At 48.7% G+C, this 21,728-nt stretch carries 16 protein-coding genes; 8 read left to right on the top strand and 8 right to left on the bottom strand.

Going from position 1 to position 21,728, the window contains the following annotated elements; all coding sequences use genetic code 11:
* Window positions 1–2: 2 nt before the first annotated feature.
* Together cysS and folE are read right to left on the bottom strand one after the other, a co-directional pair.
* A complete protein-coding gene (cysS, locus tag HYN48_RS14500; protein WP_108372984.1) occupies window positions 3–1,481 on the bottom strand; it encodes a cysteine--tRNA ligase in 1,479 nt (492 codons plus the stop codon).
* An 86-nt stretch (window positions 1,482–1,567) separates the two neighbouring features.
* Window positions 1,568–2,239 carry a GTP cyclohydrolase I FolE gene (gene folE / locus HYN48_RS14495; RefSeq protein ID WP_108372982.1) on the bottom strand — a complete coding sequence of 224 codons (672 nt, stop codon included), beginning with the start codon at window positions 2,237–2,239 and terminating at the stop codon, window positions 1,568–1,570.
* Window positions 2,240–2,407: 168 nt separating this feature from the next.
* Here folE and HYN48_RS14490 point away from each other — a divergent pair, with 168 nt between their 5' ends.
* Window positions 2,408–7,153, top strand: coding sequence for a T9SS type B sorting domain-containing protein (locus HYN48_RS14490; RefSeq protein WP_108372980.1), 4,746 nt, complete (start codon window positions 2,408–2,410; stop codon window positions 7,151–7,153).
* A gap of 86 nt (window positions 7,154–7,239) precedes the next feature.
* A complete protein-coding gene (locus tag HYN48_RS14485) occupies window positions 7,240–7,926 on the top strand; it encodes a lycopene cyclase domain-containing protein (RefSeq protein WP_108372978.1) in 687 nt (228 codons plus the stop codon).
* Here HYN48_RS14485 and HYN48_RS14480 read toward each other — a convergent pair.
* The gene (locus tag HYN48_RS14480) at window positions 7,916–9,112 is read right to left on the bottom strand and encodes a pyridoxal phosphate-dependent aminotransferase (protein ID WP_108372976.1); all 1,197 of its coding nucleotides are present in this window, start codon (window positions 9,110–9,112) and stop codon (window positions 7,916–7,918) included. The genes HYN48_RS14485 and HYN48_RS14480 overlap by 11 nt on opposite strands.
* A 121-nt stretch (window positions 9,113–9,233) precedes the next feature.
* Between HYN48_RS14480 and HYN48_RS14475 the strand changes: the two genes are divergently transcribed.
* The 3 genes from HYN48_RS14475 (at window position 9,234) to HYN48_RS14465 (ending at window position 12,481) form a co-directional block, all read left to right on the top strand.
* Window positions 9,234–10,553, top strand: a complete 1,320-nt coding sequence (locus HYN48_RS14475; protein ID WP_108372974.1) for an aspartyl protease family protein — start codon at window positions 9,234–9,236, stop codon at window positions 10,551–10,553.
* Window positions 10,554–10,616: 63 nt separating this feature from the next.
* Window positions 10,617–11,795 carry an AIR synthase related protein gene (locus HYN48_RS14470; RefSeq protein ID WP_108372972.1) on the top strand — a complete coding sequence of 393 codons (1,179 nt, stop codon included), beginning with the start codon at window positions 10,617–10,619 and terminating at the stop codon, window positions 11,793–11,795.
* A 116-nt stretch (window positions 11,796–11,911) separates the two neighbouring features.
* Window positions 11,912–12,481 (top strand): GNAT family N-acetyltransferase, encoded by a 570-nt coding sequence (locus HYN48_RS14465; protein WP_108372970.1) that lies wholly within the window; start codon window positions 11,912–11,914, stop codon window positions 12,479–12,481.
* A 55-nt stretch (window positions 12,482–12,536) separates the two neighbouring features.
* Here the strand turns inward: HYN48_RS14465 and HYN48_RS14460 are convergent, their stop codons facing one another.
* Window positions 12,537–15,977 (bottom strand): beta strand repeat-containing protein, encoded by a 3,441-nt coding sequence (locus HYN48_RS14460; RefSeq protein WP_181248483.1) that lies wholly within the window; start codon window positions 15,975–15,977, stop codon window positions 12,537–12,539.
* A gap of 142 nt (window positions 15,978–16,119) precedes the next feature.
* Here HYN48_RS14460 and HYN48_RS14455 point away from each other — a divergent pair, with 142 nt between their 5' ends.
* Window positions 16,120–16,566: a hypothetical protein gene (locus tag HYN48_RS14455; protein WP_108372966.1), complete on the top strand. Its 447-nt coding sequence runs from the start codon at window positions 16,120–16,122 to the stop codon at window positions 16,564–16,566.
* A 43-nt stretch (window positions 16,567–16,609) separates the two neighbouring features.
* Here HYN48_RS14455 and HYN48_RS14450 read toward each other — a convergent pair whose 3' ends face one another.
* From HYN48_RS14450 to HYN48_RS14435, 4 genes are all read right to left on the bottom strand, one after another.
* Window positions 16,610–17,842: a peptidylprolyl isomerase gene (locus HYN48_RS14450; RefSeq protein WP_108372964.1), complete on the bottom strand. Its 1,233-nt coding sequence runs from the start codon at window positions 17,840–17,842 to the stop codon at window positions 16,610–16,612.
* Between the two features lie 72 nt (window positions 17,843–17,914).
* The gene (locus tag HYN48_RS14445; protein ID WP_108372962.1) at window positions 17,915–19,033 is read right to left on the bottom strand and encodes a peptidylprolyl isomerase; all 1,119 of its coding nucleotides are present in this window, start codon (window positions 19,031–19,033) and stop codon (window positions 17,915–17,917) included.
* Window positions 19,030–19,632: a gliding motility-associated peptidyl-prolyl isomerase GldI gene (gene gldI / locus HYN48_RS14440; RefSeq protein WP_108372959.1), complete on the bottom strand. Its 603-nt coding sequence runs from the start codon at window positions 19,630–19,632 to the stop codon at window positions 19,030–19,032. Before gldI ends, HYN48_RS14445 begins: the two co-directional genes overlap by 4 nt.
* Before the next feature lies 1 nt (window position 19,633).
* Window positions 19,634–20,632 (bottom strand): DHH family phosphoesterase, encoded by a 999-nt coding sequence (locus HYN48_RS14435; RefSeq protein WP_108372957.1) that lies wholly within the window; start codon window positions 20,630–20,632, stop codon window positions 19,634–19,636.
* A gap of 252 nt (window positions 20,633–20,884) precedes the next feature.
* On the opposite strand from HYN48_RS14435, the gene HYN48_RS14430 reads away from it, so the two are divergent.
* Together HYN48_RS14430 and HYN48_RS14425 are read left to right on the top strand one after the other, a co-directional pair.
* A complete protein-coding gene (locus tag HYN48_RS14430; protein WP_108372954.1) occupies window positions 20,885–21,346 on the top strand; it encodes an SRPBCC family protein in 462 nt (153 codons plus the stop codon).
* Window positions 21,347–21,353: 7 nt separating this feature from the next.
* Window positions 21,354–21,722: a VOC family protein gene (locus HYN48_RS14425; RefSeq protein WP_108372952.1), complete on the top strand. Its 369-nt coding sequence runs from the start codon at window positions 21,354–21,356 to the stop codon at window positions 21,720–21,722.
* Window positions 21,723–21,728 lie beyond the last annotated feature (6 nt).

Genomic DNA, 21,728 nt, shown 5'->3' with positions numbered 1-21,728 from the left:
GGTTAAATGGTGAAAGTAGTACCGTCCTTACCGTCCTTAAGCTGGATGCCCAATGCAATCAACTGGTCACGGATCCGGTCGGAAAGTGCAAAATCCTTATTTACCCTAGCCTGGTTGCGCATGTCGATAAGCAGGTTGATGGCACCTTCCAGTTTGTCGTTGTGCCCTCCAATGCGTTTTTCATTTTCGAGCCCGAGGACATCGAACACAAATGCATGCATGAGCTTGCTGAACTGCTTCAAATCATGAGCTGATAACGTGGCGCTGCCGTCTTTCAAAATATTGATGAAACGTACGCCTTCGAACAGGTTAGCGATCAGGATCGGCGTGTTGAAATCGTCGTTCATTGCTTCGTAGCAGCTGTCTTCCCAGGATTTTATATCGATCGTCGAGCTGCCGGCGGATGACAGGGTAAGCAGGTTGTCCATCGCTTCCATGAGTCGGTTAAATCCTTTTTCGGCAGCGATGATCGCTTCGTCTGAAAAATCCAGGATGCTGCGGTAATGGGCCTGCATCATAAAAAAGCGTGCTACGGAAGCTGAGAAAGCCTTGCTCAGGAACGGGTTGTCGCCGCTGAGTATTTCGCCCGGCAGGATGTTGTTTCCAGTCGATTTGGCCATTTTCTTTCCGTTTAGCGTCAACATATTGGCGTGCATCCAGTAATTGACCGGTGTGTTGCCGGTCGCCGCCTCGTTCTGTGCGATTTCGCACTCGTGATGAGGGAATTTGAGGTCCATGCCGCCGCCGTGTATGTCGAAATGGTTGCCGAGGTATTTGGTGCTCATCGCCGTACATTCAAGATGCCATCCGGGGAAACCGTCACTCCAGGGCGATGGCCAGCGCATGATGTGCTCAGGCTCCGCTTTTTTCCAGAGGGCGAAATCCTGCGGGTTCTTTTTATCGGATTGTCCGTCAAGCTCGCGCGAATTGGCCATCATATCTTCAATATTGCGGCCGCTGAGCTTTCCGTAGTGGTTGTGCTCGTTGAACTTCACCACATCAAAATACACCGAACCGTTCGATTCATAAGCGAGACCTTTTTCAAGAATGACCTTTACGATTTCAATCTGCTCAATGATGTGGCCTGTTGCGGTCGGCTCAATGCTTGGCGGCAAAAAGTTGAATTTGTCAAGGATGTCATGAAAGTCAACCGTGTACCGCTGCACGATTTCCATTGGTTCAAGCTGTTCGAGGCGGGCCTTTTTCGCGATCTTATCCTCGCCGTCATCGACATCGTCGACCATATGGCCCACATCGGTAATATTGCGCACATACCGCACCTTATAATCGAGGTGCCTGAAGTACCTGAAAATCATATCGAAAGACATGAACGTGCGCACGTTGCCCAGGTGTACATTGCTGTAAACCGTCGGGCCGCAAACATACATCCCCACATTGCCTTCATGAATTGGCGTGAAAACTTCTTTTTCCCCGCTCAGGGAATTGTAAATCTTTAAGGGATGTTGCTTGTACAGTGGCATTCGGTATAAATTTAATGATTGGATGTCTAAATATAGGCAGATTGCCGCGGCCAATCAAACGTTATGATTAAAATTCAGGTTCTGTGTCAGAATTTGGTATCGAGCTTGATGTAATCCAAAAATTCCCTCCTCACGTGGGCTTCCTTGAATTTGCCGCAGAATTCTGAAGTGATGGTGCTGCTTTCGATATCGCGGATACCGCGGGAGTTTACACAAAGGTGTTTCGCATCGATTACGCAGGCGACATCTTCGGTGTTGAGTACCTTCTGCAGCTCCTGTACAATCTGCATCGTCAGGCGTTCCTGTACCTGCGGCCTTTTGGCATAATAATCTACGATGCGGTTCATTTTGGATAAACCGACAACCGTGCCGTTTGAAATGTAGGCGATATGCGCCCGACCGATGATCGGCAAAAGGTGATGTTCGCAGGTCGAGTACAGCGTGATGTTTTTCTCTACGAGCATCTCCCCATATTTATAATGGTTTTTGAAGGTGGAAGCGCCCGGTTTCTTAACAGGGTTCAGCCCGCCAAAAATTTCCTTTACAAACATCTTTGCCACGCGGTTCGGCGTGCCTTTAAGACTGTCATCGGTGAGATCCATCCCGAGGGTGGTAAGGATACGCTCCACGTCTTTTTTGATGGATTCGATCTTCTGGTCGTCACTCAGGTCGAAAGCATCCGTCCTGATGGGGTTCACCGCGCTGGTGGCGATGTGGTTGTTCCCAATCTCGTCATGGGAGTCGTCTGTTTTGCTCATAGGGTTTAGGAGGTAAAAAGCATTTTTTTTTACACCAGCAAAGATAAAATAATATTAAATAACAAGTAGGGTAAAATTAAACTGGGCTGTTGTATTTAGAAAATAAATCTTTCCTTTGGGAAATTTTTGTTATTTAATCTTTAAATTTACGCGTCAAAAAATCTTGCAATGATGAAAAACAGGTTACTTACTGCGTTGTTGGCTAGTTGTTTATATGGTACAACGTATGCCCAATTGGCCTCCCCGGACGTTGATGCGGTCAATGGCGGACAGGCTGCATGGTGCTTCGGAAGCGGTGTGGCTACGGCCTCTATCAATTTTACTCCGGGAAATACGACAACCGCTTACAGCGTAAAGGAAATTCCGTACAACCCGCCTTATTCGTTCGATCCTGTGCCGGGTTCTACGTTGATTCCGATCCCTACCAATGGGAACCAGGATGACTTCTGGGCGGACGACCTGTTTAATCTGCCTTTTGCATTCAATTTCTGGGGAAATAGTTATAATGTGATGTCAGTTGGGTCGAACGGGGTGCTCTGCTTTAACACGACGGGCCCTTATGCTCCCGGGCAAACCTGTCCATGGCCTATAAGCGGCGGTTTACCCGGAGGGACCACGATTCGGAATGCTATCTTCGGTATCCTGCAGGACATCAACTTTACAGACCTTCCTTACCCGGAAACGACCATCAACTATTATGTGTATGACCAGGGACAGAATACGGCTCCGGGAAGGGTATTCATCTTCAATGTAAACAAAGTGCTGCAGTTTGCGGACGGCATTAACCCAAATACGAACGTAGCCGGTGTGCAGACTTACCAAATGGTGCTTTATGAAACCACCAACATTATCGATGTATTCGTGAAAAGGCGTGTTCCGTATAATCCATGGAACCAAGGCAAGGGCATCATCGGGTTGATCAATAACAGCGGAAGCCAGTGGATTGCAGCCCCGGGATGCAACGGTACAAATTTTACGGCCATCGGGAAAGCTTTCCGTTTTACGCCGGCCGGACCTCAGAATGCTACAATACAGTGGACATTGAACGGTAACCCTATCGCGAACAGCAATGTGGATAATATCGCGGTACCCAATACGGTGCCCGGAGATGTGCTCGAAGCTTTTGTAACTTACAATAACCCGGGTGCGGCGCCTGCAACATTTACCAGTGGTCCCATCACAGTACAATCGAGCTTTTCATTGCCTACGCCGGACGGGGTTGAAAAAGTTACGTGTCCTGGCGATAACGGGCCTTATATCGTCGATGCCAATAAGGACAGTTTCTTTTTAGACGGGGTGCCGAACCCGCTGGATTACGTAATCACTTATTACGAGGACTACCAAGCCGCGGATGATGGTTCAAACAACTATATTAACAACATCAGCTCCTATCCTGTTAACGCCTCAGATCTTCCAAAAACACTTTATGTCAGGGTCGATGAAATCGGGTCCGGATCGGGGTGTTACACTGTAGAGTCATTTACTATTGACAAGATCGAGCCGGTAGGAACTATCGATTACGATCCGATCATATGCAAGGGGGGAGCCTTATCTTCGCCCGTTCACAAGTCTACTCCTTTTAGCGAAGGTGGGGAATTCGTCGGCTCTTCGCCGGATTTGCACGTAGACAGCGTGACGGGTGATATCGATCTGGAGCAAAGTCTTCCCGGGACTTACACCGTAGATTATTATTATACTCCGGAATGCCCCAATTACAAATCCTCATTTACGTTCGAAATTGTCGACACCCCAACGGCGCAGTTTGATTCAGCAAGCGGTTCGGTATGTCCTGCTATCAGTTCCCCATTGGCGTTTTCCGGAACTGTGGGCGCCACGATCACTTACACCAAAACGGATTCCAACGGCACTACTGTAGAAACGACGACGATCCAGCCGAACGGAACTTCCGTGGTGAATTATGTGATCAACGAAGAAACTACTTTCGAGTTACAGAAAGTAAATACAGCAACCACACCGTCCTGTGAATATACTTTTGCTCCGGGGACTGTTGTGGTTTTTTCCATTGATCCGCCTTCCGCGAGTATCATTGATGCAGACGATCCTGCTTTTTGTCCGGGTGGATCGACCAACATTAATATCCAGGGTACAGCAGGTGGTACTGTAAATTACACGGGACCAACAGGCACGGGCACTGTGCAGCTTGATCCAAGTACCGGAATCGGGACGATCAATACCCAGACACTGGCCAGTCAGGGCAGTTATGTATTTACGCTTGACAATATAACCGTGCCGGGTTGCGCTACAACCCAACCCATCACCGGACAATCGATTACGATTATCGTTAACCCGCTTCCGGATGTCTTTACATTTACCCCGGCAACGCCTACGGTATGCCCTGGCGACAATGTACTGCTGGACATTACGGGAACCGCCAATGCCACTGTGAATTTTCATGACAGCAGTAATGCGCCTTTCAGTTACGTAATCCCGTCATCGGGTACGGGACAGATACAGGTTCCCGCATCAAATTATACTCTGGATAGTATCACCAGTACTGATTCGTGCACAAGAACACTGAGTCAGGGTGTGACCATCAGCTACTTCGCACCGGTTGCAATTACAACACAGCCACAAACGCCGACGCCAATTTGTGAAGGCGAGTCATTCACGCTCAATGTCACAGCAAGCGGAGACAACCTTACTTATGAGTGGAAACGTCAGGGCGTTACAGTACAAAACGGACCTTCGAATACTTTTGTAAAAAATAACGCCTTGTTGGCAGATTTGGGTGATTATAATGTGATTGTGCACGGTACCTGTGATGATGTCACATCAAGTACTGTGACCGTAAGTATCGCGCCCGGACCACACTTTTTGACTCAGCCAACGGTAGATCCGAATTACTGCACGGGAAGTGATATCAGGCTTGAGGTAACTACTGACAATACCGATGCGTCGACAACCTATGACTGGAGGAGGAATGGCGTTTCACTCGGGGCGCCAAGCAGCAATACCTATGACATATTGGGTATCACCGCGGCGGAAAACAACGCAAATTATACTGTTGTGGTGACCAATCCGGGTTGCGGCTCAATCACTTCGATTCCGGTAACAATTAACGTGTTGAAAGACACGCAAATCCTTACGCAACCGGTTTCAGGGGATGTTTGCCAGACAGGCCAAATTAATCTGACTGTGGCAGCCGAAGGAGATAACCTGCAGTATACGTGGCGACGCGACAATCAGGTAGTTCAGTCAGGACCGTCGAACGCATACATTGTCAATAATCCCGATCCATTGACAGACAGTGGAAGCTACGATGTGATAGTAACGGGTACCTGCGGTAGTCCGTCTTCGGTCACTTCCGCAGCAGCCATGGTGAAAGTGTATCAAACACCGGTCATTTTGACGCAACCGCAGGCGCCGCCGACAGACCTTTGTGCAGGGATGACTTTGTCCCTTTCGGTAGTGGCTTCGGGCGACATCACGCAGTATCAATGGAAGCGTAACGGCGTTAATGTGGGGACCAATTCGCCCACATATACAGATTCCGCAACGGTAGCCTCTGAAGTAGCAGACGTGTATGTTTGTATCCTGAGCAATCCTTTATGTGGCGAAGTGTCTACAGATCCGGTATCGGTGAAGGTAAACCAACCGCCAATTATAACGCAGCAACCGGTTTCAAAAACGGTTTGCGTGGGAGAGCCGATCGATCTGATCATCGAGGTAACTGGTAATGTTACTTACGTTTGGCAACATGATGGTGTTGACGTGAGCAATGATCAGGTGTATCACGTGGATGCCGCACAATTATCCGATTCAGGTGTTTACCGATGCATTGTTAAAAGCACTTCATGCCCTGACGTGTATAGTAATCCTGTGACCGTTGTCGTGCGTCCGCTTCCTGATGCGACAATTGCCAATGGTTCAGAATCTACAATATGTGACAATACGGGAACCGATGTTATTTTTACCGGTACGCCTAATGCCATAGTGACTTATACCGTAAATGGCGGAGAGGAACAAACCATTACATTGAATCCGTCCGGTACTGCAAGGTTATTGACGGGCATGCTGGGTGAGACCACCACCTACAGTCTGGTGAGCGTATCAGCGAACGACAATCCGCCCTGCCCGAAAGCATTGACAGGCGATGCGGTAGTAACTGTTCAGCAGATTCCGGACCCGGAACTCGACCAGGATGGTTATGTTTGCCTCGATCCTACAACAGGACAAACCATGATGGGGTCTTTCTATGAGCTGAACACCGGCCTGACTACGGCGGATGGATATGAGTTTGTCTGGTATCTCGATAATGTAGAAATTGCAGGTGCCACTGAAGGTACCTACAACGCAGTGGCTGCCGGAAGCTATAAGGTCGTCATTACGGATACAGCTACAGGTTGTACTGATTCAGCGATGGCCCCGATCACGACTTCGACGCCACCTTTGACAATTACCGCACAGGTTGATACATTGTTTTTTGCTGATAATGCGAGCATCATTGTGACCGCTATGCCGGCGAGCACTGACTACGAATACCGTCTTGACGATGGCCCATGGCAATCCGATAACATTTTTAACGGTGTCAGGACCTCCACTACGATCGATAAATCCGGTAATCATACGGTGTACGTTCGGGATACTAAAGCCTGTGACGAACTATCGTATGATGTGAAAGTGATTGATTATCCAAAGTACTTCACGCCGAATGGGGATGGCATACATGATACATGGAACATCTCTACCTTAAGCAACCAGCCGGATGCGAAGATTTACATCTTCGACCGTTTCGGCAAATTGCTGAAACAGATCAGCTCAACCAATCCTACGGGTTGGGATGGTACTTACAACGGCCAGCCTATGGCAGCTGACGATTACTGGTTTGTAATCAAATATACTGAACAAGGCGTCAATAAAGAGTTTAAGGCGCACTTCTCAATCAAGAGATAAGCTGACGATATTTTCGGAAAAAGGGCTTCAATAATTTTTGAAGCTCTTTTTTTTTGAGTAATTTTCCGAAATCATAATCAGCTTGCATGGAGCAGTACATTTATCTTTTTCTGGGTTTGTTTTTATCTGTCCTTTGGATAGTCATCTACACCGTAAAAAAAGATTTAAGGAGGAAAATGCTCAAATCGAGCCTCATCGGTGGGTTCTCAGGATTTATAGCCGAATACTGGTACTTGCGTGATTACTGGCGGCCACCGACTGTTTTGGGAAATGCGGTCATCTCAATTGAAGACTTTCTCGTGGGATTCGTGATTATCGGGGTATCGATGTCGCTTTATAATTTCGTTTTCAGGATGGACGAAATCGAGTTCACGCCGCCGCGCAAAAAAACATTCTATATGATGTTTGCCGTCGGTTTTATCGCCATGGTATCATTGCCTCCCATGGGCCTCAACACGATGCTCGTCAGCCCCGCGAGTTTCTTATGCTGCAGTATTTTTATCATTTGGCAACGACCGGACTTGCTCAAAAAAGCCATATTCTCAGGATTACTTTTCCTGGCCGTCGTATTCCCAATTTACATCATTTTATTCGAATTGATTGCGCCTGATTACTGGAACAAATACTGGCTACTGCCTGATACTAAACTGGGCGTGCGCTGTTATGGTTCGATACCCTGGATCGAAATCATCTGGTATTTCACCTGGGGCAGTTTTGGCGGGATATGCTACGACTTTTATTCCGGTACCAAAGCAGTGCCGGTTAAGGCTTAGAGTTGTATGCTTTTATCGCCTCACTAAGGATGTTTACGCTTTTGACCAGATCGTCTTTCTTTAAAACGTATGCAATCCTGACTTCATTGAGACCCACACCCGGCGTAGAATAGAAACCGGCTGCGGGAGCCACCATTACAGTTTCGCCGTTTACATCGAAGGATTCAAGCAGCCATTGTGCAAACGCATCGGCATTGTCGATCGGCAATTGGGCAATACAATAAAATGCACCTTTCGGCGTGGCTACTTTTACGCCGTCAATTTTACGGAGCTCTGCAATGAGGACGTCACGGCGCTCGCGGTATTCGGTAATGACTTCGTCGAAATAACTTTTCGGTGTTTGCAGGGCCGCTTCACTTGCAATTTGCGCGAAGGTCGGCGGACTCAATCTCGCCTGGGCAAATTTCATCGCTGTCGCCATAACCTCCTTGTTTTTTGACACGATACACCCAATCCTCGCGCCGCACATACTGTACCTTTTGGAAACCGAGTCAATCATGATCGCGTTTTCCTCGATGCCCGGGATATTCATAACCGAATAATGCGGATCCCCGTCATAAGTGAATTCGCGATACACTTCGTCTGCAATCAGGAAAAGATCGTGTTTTTTTACGAGACTGGCCAGTTGCTGCATTTCTTCCTTGGAATAAAGATACCCTGTCGGATTTCCGGGGTTGCAGATCAGTATGGCCTTGGTTTTAGGGGTTATCAGTTTCTCAAAATCGGCAATCGGCGGCAGGGCGAATCCGGTATCGATTGTCGAAATGACCGGCACCACTTTCACGCCGGATGCTGTTGAGAAACCATTGTAATTGGCGTAAAAAGGTTCCGGGATAATGATTTCATCATCCACATCCATAGTGCTTCCCATGGCAAACATTAACGCTTCTGAACCGCCCGTCGTGATAATAATATCCGCTACGTCGATCGGAAGGCCATGATCCTTATAGTATTGCGACAGTTTGATCCTATAGCTTTCAAACCCGGCTGAATGGCTGTATTCAAGCACTTTAATATCCAGGTTCTTAATCGAATTCATCGCCACCTCAGGCGTGCGGATGTCAGGTTGGCCAATATTAAGATGATACACTTTATGTCCTTTCTTCTTGGCGATTTCCGAATATGGAACCAATTTCCTGATGGGTGATTCGGGCATCCTGCTTCCTTTGTCTGATACTTTTGGCATATGAAAATGATTTGGTGCAAAAGTGCAATTTTTTTCGAATCCTTACAACGGCGCGAGCGTTTTTGCCATCATCAATTCGATATATTCGGTATTTATTTTTTAATTTTAATAAAAAATTACAATGAAAGCGTTGTTTGCCATAACAGGTTTCTTTTGCTGTATTCTTTTTGCGGCGGCACAGGACGGATTCGCCGCGTTGCCAAACAAAAATAAGATCACCATTCCTTTCCAGTTAATTAACAATCTAATCATCGTCCCGGTTTCAGTGAACGGCGTTGAGCTTAGCTTTTTACTCGATACCGGGGTGGAAGAAACCGTGTTGTTCAGCCTCGACGACCGGGAGGTGCCATTGCACGATGTGGAAAGCCTTACATTGCGCGGGCTGGGCAGCCAGGAAGGGGTCGACGGACTCAAATCCAAACGGAATAAGCTCTCCATCGGGCCATTACAATACAGCAACCAGGAGATCTTCGTGGTCATCGATGAACAAATGAACCTCTCAGCCAGTCTTGGCGTTCCGGTCAACGGGATCATCGGCTACCAGTTTTTTAAGCACAATCTTGTAAAGATCAATTATGCCCATAAAAAGCTTGTGATCTATAATTACAATAAGGCCAACGTCAAAAAAATCACTAAAAACTACACACCGCTCGATATCTCGCTTGAGCGCAACAAGCCCTACGTGGTGTCTGCAGTGACTTCAGGGGGAGAGGTCGTCAGCGCGAAGCTGCTGCTTGACACCGGAAACAGTGATGCCATCTGGCTTTTCGACGACAGGTCAGACCGCATCTCGATACCTGAGCGCCATTTTGAAGATTTCCTCGGACGCGGTTTCAGCGGCCCCATTTTCGGGAAAAAGGCCCGGATCAGCGATTTTGCGCTTAACAGGTTCCGTTTCAGGAATCCCATAGCCTCGTTCCCCGACACGGTCTCGCTGCGTAATGTCAGGATGGTCGAAAACAGGCTCGGATCCGTAGGAGGGGAGGTTATCAAGCGGTTCCAGGTGATTTTTGATTATACCAACAGCAAATTCTACCTGAAAAAGAACGCAAATTTTGAATTGCCGTTTCATTGCAATACCAGCGGTATCGAATTGCACCATGCCGGAACCAAGCTGGTGCAGGAGGTAAACCGCGAACACGGCACCTCAAGTGCTGTAAAAATAGAACTCGGTGGCGGGGGCGAAATGGACGTTAAATACAAATTTGAACTCAAGCCGGTCTATGAAATCGCATCGGTGCGCAAGGGATCCCCGGCAGACGCTATCGGGCTGCAGCAGGGCGACGTGCTCATCTCAATCAATGAGGCCCAAAGCTACAAGTTTACGCTGCAGGAAATCAACGACTTGCTCAAATCCGACGATGGCCGCAAACTGCTGCTCGAGGTCCAGCGCAAAGACCGCATCATGAAATTCAGGCTGGAAATGAAAAGCATTCTGTAACGGCACTACAAACCCGGGATTTTTTTTGATTACCTTTGCGGCACAACAACAACTGCAATTTTTATGAGTTCCGATACCAGCAAGCGCTATGCGCAACGCGGCGTTTCCGCTTCTAAGGAAGACGTTCACCAGGCCATCAAGAATATAGACAAGGGCCTCTTTCCGAAAGCCTTCTGTAAAATTATTCCCGATCACCTCACAAACGACGAAGACTACTGCCTGATTATGCACGCCGACGGTGCCGGTACCAAGTCCTCGCTGGCGTACCTATACTGGAAAGAAACCGGCGATGTTTCGGTCTGGAAAGGGATCGCCCAGGATGCGCTGATCATGAACATCGATGATTTGCTTTGCGTGGGCGCTACCGATAATATCTTACTGTCATCAACCATCGGCAGAAACAAGAATCTCATACCGGGCGACGTGATTTCCGCAATTATAAACGGGACGGAAGAACTGATTTCAGAGCTTCGTAACTTCGGGGTGACGATCCATTCCACCGGAGGCGAAACTGCCGATGTCGGCGACCTGGTACGCACCATCATCGTTGACTCCACCGTTACCGCGCGCATCAAACGCAGTGCGGTGATTGACAATGCCAATATCAAAGCGGGCGATGTCATCGTAGGCCTGGCGTCTTTCGGACAGGCGTCGTACGAAAAAGAATACAACGGCGGTATGGGAAGCAACGGCCTGACGTCGGCACGCCACGATGTCTTTGCAAAATACCTCGCGGAGAAATATCCTGAAAGTTTCGACGCACAGGTTCCGTCAGACCTCGTGTATTCTGGAAACACAAAACTCACAGACCCCGTGCCGGACGCGCCCCTCGATGCCGGAAAACTCGTGCTTTCGCCAACGCGGACGTATGCGCCCGTCATTAAAAAAATTCTTGAAAAGTACAATCCGTCCCAGATTCACGGCATGGTGCATTGCAGCGGCGGGGCGCAGACGAAAATCCTGCATTTCATAGACAACCTGCACATCATCAAGGACAATCTTTTTCCGGTGCCTCCTTTGTTTAGGCTGATCCAGCAGCAGTCCGGGACCGATTGGAAGGAAATGTTCCAGGTGTTCAATTGCGGCCATCGTATGGAATTGTACGTGCCTGCCGCAATCGCCGACGATATCATCGCCATTTCAAAATCATTTGATGTCGATGCGCAGATTGTCGGGCGGGTGGAAGCTGCCGATGCGAGAAAACTTACAATCGAGAGTGCTTTTGGCGTTTTCGGGTATTAGAAGCTATTCCGGCTGTGCGCTGTATCTTTTCCCGGCTAAAGAAGCCGGAAAAAGGATGCCGCTGCCATCCGGGCTAATGAACCATCCATGAATGACGATTTCGAGTTTAATCGGAATTGATCCTCGAAGACGAGCGCGTGCTGCTCCGTCCGCTGCAGTTTTCCGATGTGGAAAACCTGCTTTACTTTTCCGAACACGAACCCGATATCTGGTACTTTTCCCTGGTACGCGCCAATGGAAAGGCAAACCTTGAAAATTATATCCGTATCGCGTTACGGGCCCGCGACAATAAAATGGAATTTCCATTTATCGTATTCGACAAGAAAGCCGGGAAATATGCGGGAAGTACCCGTTTTTACGACATGCAGTTTTCGCTGTCGACGCTGCAGCTCGGGTACACCTGGTACGGAAAGGATTTTCAGGGTACCGGCCTGAACCGGCATTGCAAATTCCTGCTGCTCCAGTATGCGTTTGAGCAACTCGCAATGGAACGCGTGGAGTTTCGCGCAGATCATAATAATGCCCGCAGTATCGCCGCCATGAAAAGCATCGGTTGCAAGGTCGATGGCGTCCTGCGGTCGAATATGCCCAAAGCCGAAGGGGGCAGGAGAGACAGTATCGTGTTGAGCATTTTGAAAGATGAATGGATTTCCGAAGTGAAGCAGAACCTTAAAAAAATGCTATAAAAAAAGCCCCCGAACAGTTTGTCCGGAGGCTTCATTGAGATCAGCAGGTCGATTGTTACCTTCCGATAATCAACTTATGTGTTTCAGTAAAATCGTCGGAAACCAATTGTACGATATAAACGCCTGAAGCAAAATTGCCCAGGCTTACCTGATTCGACATATTGCTAAGTTGCAGTTGTTTTACCATTTTCCCCGAACCCACTTCGATAATCGACGCCGAAACTTCACCGTCAGTGGCAAATGCGATGTTAACCATGCCATTATTTGAAGGGTTTGGATAAATCATACTCTTTCTTGAATTATTCAGCGTAATGTCAGCAACCCCTAAAACGGTTTGGGCCTCATAGGCGCCAATGTCCCTTCTGTCGGCGAAAACGCCATTGCCCGCCTGATCATTGAACAGGTCCGCAGGATCACCCATATTGTAAGCAGGACTGCCTGCGAGCAACGCGTGGGTGAAAGTGTCTCCACCGTTGTCACCCAAAGCACCAAGCAACGGATTGATCAGCAGGCTCGCTGTTCCCTCCATATCGGTACCCTGATTTGGGAACACATCACTATCATCCTGCCCGATCAGGTTGTATCCGCTAGAAACAAAAGTTCCGGTATTGTTTGACACGTCAAATCCTGTTGTGGCTGCATTGGTGGCAACAATGGTGTTTTTCAATGTAACCGACAGAGCGCTGTTATTGGCAATACCACCACCACTCATCGCAGCGTCGTTATTGGCAATGGTTGAAGCATTGACAGACAACGTGGCATTGTTATACAAACCGCCGCCATTGTTTAGCGAAGTGTTTCCGGAGATGGTGCTTAAAAGTACAGTCGCTGTCCCTGTTTTAACGTGGAGTCCACCACCGTTTCCAAGGGCGCCGTCAGCCGTGTTGTTTGAAAGGGTCGAATTATTTACGAAAAGATCACCGCCATTATTAAAGATACCACCACCACCATGCGCCACATCAGGTCCGCTGGCCGTATTGGCGTCAATCGTCACATTGTTGACTGTCATGATGCTGCCTGCCTGGTTCCACAATCCGCCGCCTTCGCGGCGTGCGTCATTGCCATTGACGGTTCCGCCCGTGATGGTTGTTGTCGCGGCTCCGGTAATGTGCAATGCACCTCCGTTTCCTGGGTTCGGGCTACCTGCCGTGCCATCCACATCATTGTTAACCAGGTCAGAATCGGTGATCATAAGTGTGCCATTCACAACCTCAATGCCGCCGCCCGCACGGTTAGCCGAATTGGTGTCGAGCATACTGTCTTCGACCGTCACAGTCCCGGCCATGCTGAATATACCGCCACCGCTGCCGCTGGTTCCGGTCGCCCTGTTTCCTGCAATTACCGCGTCACTTACATTTAATGTCCCTGCGGTATTGAAGATGGCACCACCGCCGTCGTCGGCAGCTGCACCCATTGCGATATTCCCATTAATTTCTGTCCCTTGCACAGTCATCGTACCTGAACCGTTCCAAAGTCCGCCCCCTTCGAGGGCTGCCGTATTACCGTTTACGGTACCACCTGTAATTGTTGCACTTCCTGCTCCGGTGATGTGCAGTCCGCCACCATTGCCCGGAGGTCCCGAGACAGTATTTCCATTTAAGGTTACATCGGTTAAGATGATGGTACTTGTACCCGAATTGTCTTCGATACCACCGCCTGCGCGGACCGCGGTATTTCCGCTAATCTCAGAATTGGTGACAGACAACTGTGATCCGACATCGTTCAGGATTCCACCACCGCTTCCCAGCGTCCCATTGGCATTATTGCCGCTGATTGTGGCATTCATGATGACCAATGTACCGGCGTTTAAGTTATAGATTCCGCCGCCGCCCTGATCTGCGCCGCCGCCGCTGGCCGTGTTGCCCCCGATTACTGTTCCGTTTATGGTCATGGTACCGGTACCATTCCACAATCCGCCTCCTTCCGCGGCAGCGGTGTTGTTGTTGACCGTTCCGCCTGTGATGGTTGCGTTTCCTCCGCCGGTAATGTGCAATCCGCCTCCATTGCCTGGAGGTCCTGAAACGCTGTTTCCGTTAAGATTGACGTTTGACAGCAAAATGGTGCTTGTTCCTGAATTGTCTTCAATACCGCCGCCGGCCCGAACCGCCGTATTTCCCGTAATTGACGAGTCGGTGACAGATAGTTGCGAACCCACGTCGTTGAGGATTCCGCCACCGCTTCCGAGCGTGCCGTTGGCCACATTATTGCTGATGGAAGCCCCTTCGATAACCAGGGTACCGCCGTTCAGGTTGTAAATGCCGCCGCCACCCTGATCGGCCGCTGCGCCGCTGGCTGTATTACCGGAAATCGTGGTACCAGTTACGGTCATGGTTCCCGTGCCATTCCACAGTCCGCCTCCTTCTGCACCTGCGGTATTGGTGTTTACCGTTCCGCCGTTAATGGTCACTGTTCCGGCTGCAGTGACGTGAAGTCCGCCTCCATTCCCGGGCGTTGTGAATGTCGTATTTCCGTTAAGGTTTACGTTTGTGAGCGTTACCGTTCCGGCGTTGTTTTCAATCCCACCACCGGCACGGTTTGATGTGTTTCCGGTGATGAAAGAATCAGAAACCGTGAGCGTCGCACCTACATCGTTAAGGATACCGCCACCGCTTCCTGCAGCACCATCCGCGTCATTGTCGGCAATGTTGGCATTCTGGATATTCAGTATCCCGCCGTTCAGGTTGTAGATACCGCCACCGCCATTATCTGCCAGCGCTCCCGATGCAGTGTTACCAATGATGGCCGTTGCGTTTACGGTCATCATCCCGGAGCCGTTCCACAATCCGCCACCTTCTGCGGCAGCGATATTGTTGTTAACAGTACCGCCGGTAATCATGACGGTCGCATTGCCGGTTACATGCAGGCCACCGCCATTTCCAGGAGCGGCTGTGGCAGGGGAGACACCGGCATTGTTGTTGTTCAGGCTTACGTTGGTCAGCGTCAGTGACGTCCCGGCGACAATTTCGATTCCGCCGCCTGCGCGGTTGGCGCGATTGCCGGCTATCGTACTTCCGGAAACATTTAAGGTTCCGCCGGTGCCAACGTAAATTCCGCCACCGCTGCCACTTGCGCCGTTGGCTATGTTATTCAGGATGGTCACGTTATTGATGGTAGCCGATGCATCGGATACATGCAGTGCACCGCCATTGTCAGCGACTCCGTTCGTCAGGATGATGTCGTTGATCAGTACGGTGCCTGCGGTAATTTCGAAAATCCTGCCATTGGCGCCGCCATCAATCGTGGTGTTTGAGATGCCGTTGCCGGTAATGGTAAGCGACTTGTCGATCGTAATCTGGCCTGCCGTGAGCGTAACATTCGTCACATTGAGGGCGAATGTAATGATGCCGCCAGCGGGTGCATCGGCAATTTCGGTACGGAGTGTACCGTCAGAGCCGTCATCTGCAGGGCTGGTAACGAGTTGCGCCTGCATCAGGAAGCCGTTTAGTAAAAGCACGGTTCCAAGCCACAATTTTTTAGCTAAGAAATTTTGTTGCATAATTTTCCGATTATTAAAGGTTAATAGTGATATGTTACTTAAAGCTACGTCATAACACGGAAATTGGTTTTTAAAAGTGGAAATCCTGTAACATATTCGGGAATTGTATAAATCGGACTTATCTTTGCGAAAACTAAAAGGCATGAATATTTACCCCAAAAACGGTATAGATAAGTTGTTATTCGGAATGAAAAGTCCGGATGTAGCGGCCATTTATGGTAAGCCTGACAAGGAGTTTCGGGACGAAGACGGGAATGTCATCCAGCTGTATTACGAGCTGAAATGCCGTTTGACGTTTTATGAGGACGAGGAGTTCAGGCTGGGATACGTTATTGCAGCGCATCCAGGTTTACAGCTGTTCGGAGAAAAGATAGTGGGCAGGAACATTAGCGAAGTCAGGCAGGTGTTGCTGGCGCACGGCATCACCAAATGGGAAACGGAGGAGTTTGATCTGGCTGAAAATCATTTTGATGAAACCAATTGGCTCATTCTTCAGGCAGAGTTTGCGGAAGTGACAAAAGTTGAAATAGGTGCCATCATCAATGACAGGGACGAGTTTGACTGGAAGTTCCCGGTAAGGAAGAAATAGCATAAAACAAAAGGGCTTACAAATCGTAAACCCTTTTTTTTGTTTATTGTTTATACAATAATTCGATTTCAAAAATCAGGTTTGCATTCGGTGGGATCGCGCCGCCGTAACCGCGACCTCCGTAACCCAGATTTGACGGGATGAACACGGTAACCTTATCGCCAATCGACATCAGGTTCAAAACTTCAAGGAAACCGGGAATCAATCCTTGTTTTGCACCGTATGAGAAAGGGAATGGTTGATAGTTAGCTGCTTGCGACTCTTCATATTTACCGAAGGTCTTGCTTACATCTGCGTGGCTGCTCTGGAACAATGTGCCGTCTTCGAAGAAACCCGAATAGTGCACAAATACATTGGTGCCCTCGGCTGGTTTTGCCCCATTTCCTTTCACAAGCACGTATTGCAATCCGCTGTCCGTTTTTGTCGAGGCGGCCCTGAGCCTGGCAAATTCCGCTAATTTGGCATTGATCGCCGGGCCATACTGGGCCATGTAAGCTTTCTTAGCGGCTGCGGCTTCCTCGTCTTTCTTCTTTTTGGCTTCCGCGGCTATAGCGGCTTGCTTTTTATCTTCTTCCGCCTGGTTGGCATAGTAATCTGAAAATACCTTCAGGGCATTAAATGCTTTGGCAGCCGCCCCTTTCCTTACGATAGTGACGCTTTTAATCAGGTCGTCCTGTTTGATCGCATTCACCACGTCCTGTCCGGTAACTACATGCCCGAAGATGGTGTGCTTGTGGTTAAGCCACGGCGTGTCCTTGTGCGTGATGAAAAACTGGCTTCCGTTTGTAGCGGGTCCGGAGTTGGCCATGGCGAGTACGCCGGCCTTGTCAAAAACATCCGTTGTTTCCTCATCCTTGAATTTGTAACCGGGACTGCCAGATCCGTTGCCATTCGGATCCCCACCCTGGATCATAAAATCGGCGATTACGCGATGGAATTTCAGGCCGTCGAAAAAAGGGACTCCTTTGCGGTCCGGCGTGGTGACGAAAGTATTGGTGCCTTCTGCAAGCGAAATGAAATTGGCTACGGTAATCGGCACTTTCTGGTATTCGAGATTCAAAACAATTTTACCCCTTGAGGTTTCCATTTCAGCAAAGATGCCGTCACCGGCGGCCGTTGCCATACTTTTTACAGGTACGGTTTTTTTAACCGGTACCACTGCTTTTTTTGTCGTTGTCGTTTTTGTTGTCGTCTTCGTTGCAACGGGTTTCTTAACCTGCGCGGATAGGCCGGCTGTCATCGCTAAGAACAGCAGTGCCATCAGTCTGATTTTCATTTTTGAATGTTTTGTACCCTTACTCTGTTTGCACTATGCGGGATTTTCAGGAGTTGTCCCTTTGTTACATGCTTATTTCTGAACTTTATCAAGCAATTCCAATTCGAAGATCAGGTCGGCATTGGGTGGAATAAATCCGTCCTCTGAGCCCGCTTCGCCGTAGCCTAATGCGGCAGGGACAAAGAATACCGCCTTTTCGCCAATCGACATCAATTCAATGCCTTCAATAAAGCCCGGGATCAGCCCTGTTTTCCGGCCGTACTGGAAAGGCATCGGGTTGTAGCCGCCTTCCATCTTACGGGTTTCGTTGAATTTCCCGAATTGGTTGGCCGTCGCCTCGATGTTGGTATCAAGGATTACGGCATTTGAGAAATATCCGGCGTAATTGATGTACACCGTCGAGTTCATATTTGGCTTTTTCCCATTGCCTGCGGCAACGGTCTTGTACTGCAATCCTGAAGCGGTAGTTCTTACAGCCCCTTTCAGGCTTTCAAAATAGGCTTTCTTTTTAGCGATCACCGCACTGTATTTTTTCTCATATTCCTGTTGCTCAAGTGCTTTCATCTGAGCCTCCTTCTTTTTGTTTTCGGCTTCCCTGACAAAATAATCGGTGAAGACTTTTACGGCGTCGAATTTCTTTGCTGCCGCCCCTTTCCGGATGATCTTCACAGAAATAATCCCATCATCTTTTACGATTTTATTGACCGTTTCCATGCCATTTCCCACGACATAACCGAATACGGTATGCCTGCCGTCGAGATGCGGCGTTTCCTGATGGGTGATGAAAAACTGGCTGCCATTTGTTCCGGGGCCTGAATTGGCCATCGAAAGCGTTCCGGCGCGGTCATGCTTTAAGTCGGTAATCTCATCAATGAATTTGTAACCCGGACCACCAGAACCGTTCCCGTCGGGGTCTCCGCCCTGAATGACAAAATTAGGCTCGACACGGTGGAACTTCAATCCGTCGTAAAATGGTTTTCCTTTCAGGTTCGCCGATACATAGGGGTTTTTCCCTTCGGCCAGCGTAACAAAATTGGCTACCGTGACCGGCGCCCTTACGAATTCAAGATCGATCACGATGTGGCCTTTTACGGTTTCAATATCAGCATAAAGGCCGTCCTGCAATTTACTGTGCTCATCCTGGCACGAAAACAAGCTGATGCAGGCAAATAATAAGATCAGTTTCCTCATGGTTTATCTAATAGGGGTTTTACTTGTGTTTGGGTTCCGGTTTTCTGGGCAGCGTTGCCCGGATCCGGTTTAAAGTCGTTGAGCGCGATGGTACATATCAGCGGCGTGTTGGGTCCGATGCGCTTGTTGTCGCCGTGGTAACCGTAGCCCATATGCGAAGGGAAAAGGAAGGTGACCTTTTCATTTTTCTTCATTAGTTTGATGCCGTCCCGCATGCCCATCATGATGTTCTGCTTGTCGACGTGATACACCTGCGGACGCAATTCCACCTCAGAGTAAATGACGTTACCCTTAATGTCATTGAGCTCGTAGTCAAAATAAGCGACATCCCCTTTTTTAGGATGCAGCGTGTCTTTGGTATTTTGGTTCACGTAGTAATACCAATAGCCTTTTTTTGATGCGATGTATTTGTTTACGGTGTCGCTCTTGATGATCGAATCGATAACGGCCTCCTCGCCGGCGATGAGTTTCTTGTTGCGCACCACCGATTCCTTCATGAAAGTTCCGCCGGTGTGCGAAACAGGTTTTCTGGCCTGTTGCTGGGAACATCCTGCCGCGAGTATGCCCAATGTCATTGTCATTATTTGTTTCCAATTCATATTACAGGCTTTTGATGATGTTTTCAAATTTCTTGATGGTGTCGCGCATGTTTTGGTATGATTTCCCACCTGCCGCGTTGATGTGTCCGCCGCCGTTGAAATGGTCCCGGGCAAACTGGTTCACGTCGAAATTACCCTGAGAACGAAACGAAATCTTGATGATGTTTTCTTCCCTGTGTTCTATAAAGATTGCAGCAAAAATAATGCCTTTAATCGATAATCCGTAGTTCACGAGGCCCTCCGTGTCGCCTTTCACGTAATGATGCTGGTCGAGTTCCTTCTGCGACAGCGTAATGTACGCGGTTTTATGTTCAGGAAAAACCTTCATGTTCTGTAACGCCTGTCCCATGAGCTGCAGTCGATCAAACGAATTGTTGTCAAACAACAGCGTGTGGACTTCACTGTTATCAATCCCGAGTTCAATCAGGTTGGCTACAATGCGGTGCGTGGCGCTTGTGGTGGACGGGTAGCGGAATGATCCCGAATCGGTCACAATGCCTGTGTAGATACACGTGGCGATGGTACGGTCAATCAAGTGTTCCCCGTCCATCTCTCGTATGAAATTATACAGCATCTCGCATGTCGAACCAAAAGTGGTGTCGGAGTACATGAACGTGGCGTAGCTGTCAGGTTTCTGGTGGTGGTCGATCATCACGAACGGCACTTTCAACGTCACGAGCGTGTGTTCCATTTCGCCGGTACGGTGCAACGCATTGAAATCGAGCGTAAAGACGATATCCGCTTCCTGCAGCATTCGTATGCCCGTTTCCTTATCTTTCTCGAATACCGATACTTTTTCGGAGCCCGGCAGCCACGCCAGGAAATCCGGGAATTCGTTCGGGGCAATGACAAACGGATTGTGTCCGAGTTTAAGCAGGAAATGGTACAGGCCCAGGGTCGATCCCATCGCGTCTCCATCGGGGCTTCGGTGCGGAATAATCGCAATCCTTTTTGGGGAGGTAAGCAACTGACGGATGCCCTTAATATCGTCTTTATTCATTGGCAATTAATTACACATGCGCCGGATTTGGTACGCGTTTGCTAAATCCCTGCGAATTTACATTAATTTATGAATTGCGATTGCTTTTTAGGGAAGAATTAAGAAAAGCCGCCCGGGGTTGAAATAGCTTTTCCCCGACTTTTTTCGTAAAGTATTTATTGTTTAATTTGTAAGCAGGGCAGGGATGTTCGATAAGTAAATCAGACAGCCAACGCTTCGCCGCCCAATACACTAAGTTATTTAAGTTGTACCATGAGAAATTTCTTCGAGACCACGCCCGACTGTGAGATTGTCACCACAAGGATTTTTGAATTCGCGGACTCGCTGGTTTTTAAAGCGTGGCGTGAGCCGGACCACCTGAAAAAATGGTGGGGCCCTGAGGGTTTTACCAACACCTTCCATGCTTTTGATTTCAGCGAAGGCGGCATGTGGGACTTCACGATGCATGGCCCTGAAAAAGGGAATTACCACAATGTCGTCGAGTTTCTCCGGATTGAGGAGCCCAGACTCATTGCCTGGAAACGGCATTCGCAGCCGCTGTTTAACGTGCAGGCGACGTTCGAGGCACTTCAGGATGACAGGACCAGGCTCACTTTTAAGATGGTTTTTGACGCTGCGGCTGAGTGTGACAAGCTGAAAAAATTCGTGGTCGACAAGAATGAAGAGAATTTTGACAGGCTGCAGAAGGAACTGGAAATAATGGCCCACCAATAATCAGATCATGCAAACAAAAGTATATTCGCTGCGCCCTTTTATCGGCGCCAAAGATTTTAATCTCTCCCGTTCATTTTACCGTGATCTCGGTTTTGAAGAGACAGCACTGGGTCCCCAAATGTCGGTATTCCGCCTGCAGGATTTCAGTTTCTACCTTCAGAACGCCTATGTAAAAGACTGGATCGACAACACGATGCTGTTCATGGAAGTGGAAGATACGGCAAAGGTCTTCAACGAATTGCTGGCACTAAACCTCCCGGCAAAATACGAGGGCGTAAAGTTGATCCCGGTGCGTGAGGAACCCTGGGGAAGGGAATGTTTTTTGCATGACCCTTCGGGGGTACTATGGCATTTCGGAGAGTTTTTTGATAAATGAAATAGT

The organism is Flavobacterium magnum (assembly GCF_003055625.1).
Lineage (GTDB): Bacteria > Bacteroidota > Bacteroidia > Flavobacteriales > Flavobacteriaceae > Flavobacterium > Flavobacterium magnum.
This window is presented reverse-complemented; position numbering and strand designations above follow the sequence as displayed.

Coding starts and splice junctions, on each gene's coding strand:
- cysS (WP_108372984.1), bottom strand. CDS start 1,481: ATGCCACTGTACAAGCAACATCCCTTAAAGATTTACAATTCCCTGAGC.
- folE (WP_108372982.1), bottom strand. CDS start 2,239: ATGAGCAAAACAGACGACTCCCATGACGAGATTGGGAACAACCACATC.
- HYN48_RS14490 (WP_108372980.1), top strand. CDS start 2,408: ATGATGAAAAACAGGTTACTTACTGCGTTGTTGGCTAGTTGTTTATAT.
- HYN48_RS14485 (WP_108372978.1), top strand. CDS start 7,240: ATGGAGCAGTACATTTATCTTTTTCTGGGTTTGTTTTTATCTGTCCTT.
- HYN48_RS14480 (WP_108372976.1), bottom strand. CDS start 9,112: ATGCCAAAAGTATCAGACAAAGGAAGCAGGATGCCCGAATCACCCATC.
- HYN48_RS14475 (WP_108372974.1), top strand. CDS start 9,234: ATGAAAGCGTTGTTTGCCATAACAGGTTTCTTTTGCTGTATTCTTTTT.
- HYN48_RS14470 (WP_108372972.1), top strand. CDS start 10,617: ATGAGTTCCGATACCAGCAAGCGCTATGCGCAACGCGGCGTTTCCGCT.
- HYN48_RS14460 (WP_181248483.1), bottom strand. CDS start 15,977: ATGCAACAAAATTTCTTAGCTAAAAAATTGTGGCTTGGAACCGTGCTT.
- HYN48_RS14455 (WP_108372966.1), top strand. CDS start 16,120: ATGAATATTTACCCCAAAAACGGTATAGATAAGTTGTTATTCGGAATG.
- HYN48_RS14450 (WP_108372964.1), bottom strand. CDS start 17,842: ATGAAAATCAGACTGATGGCACTGCTGTTCTTAGCGATGACAGCCGGC.
- HYN48_RS14445 (WP_108372962.1), bottom strand. CDS start 19,033: ATGAGGAAACTGATCTTATTATTTGCCTGCATCAGCTTGTTTTCGTGC.
- gldI (WP_108372959.1), bottom strand. CDS start 19,632: ATGAATTGGAAACAAATAATGACAATGACATTGGGCATACTCGCGGCA.
- HYN48_RS14435 (WP_108372957.1), bottom strand. CDS start 20,632: ATGAATAAAGACGATATTAAGGGCATCCGTCAGTTGCTTACCTCCCCA.
- HYN48_RS14430 (WP_108372954.1), top strand. CDS start 20,885: ATGAGAAATTTCTTCGAGACCACGCCCGACTGTGAGATTGTCACCACA.
- HYN48_RS14425 (WP_108372952.1), top strand. CDS start 21,354: ATGCAAACAAAAGTATATTCGCTGCGCCCTTTTATCGGCGCCAAAGAT.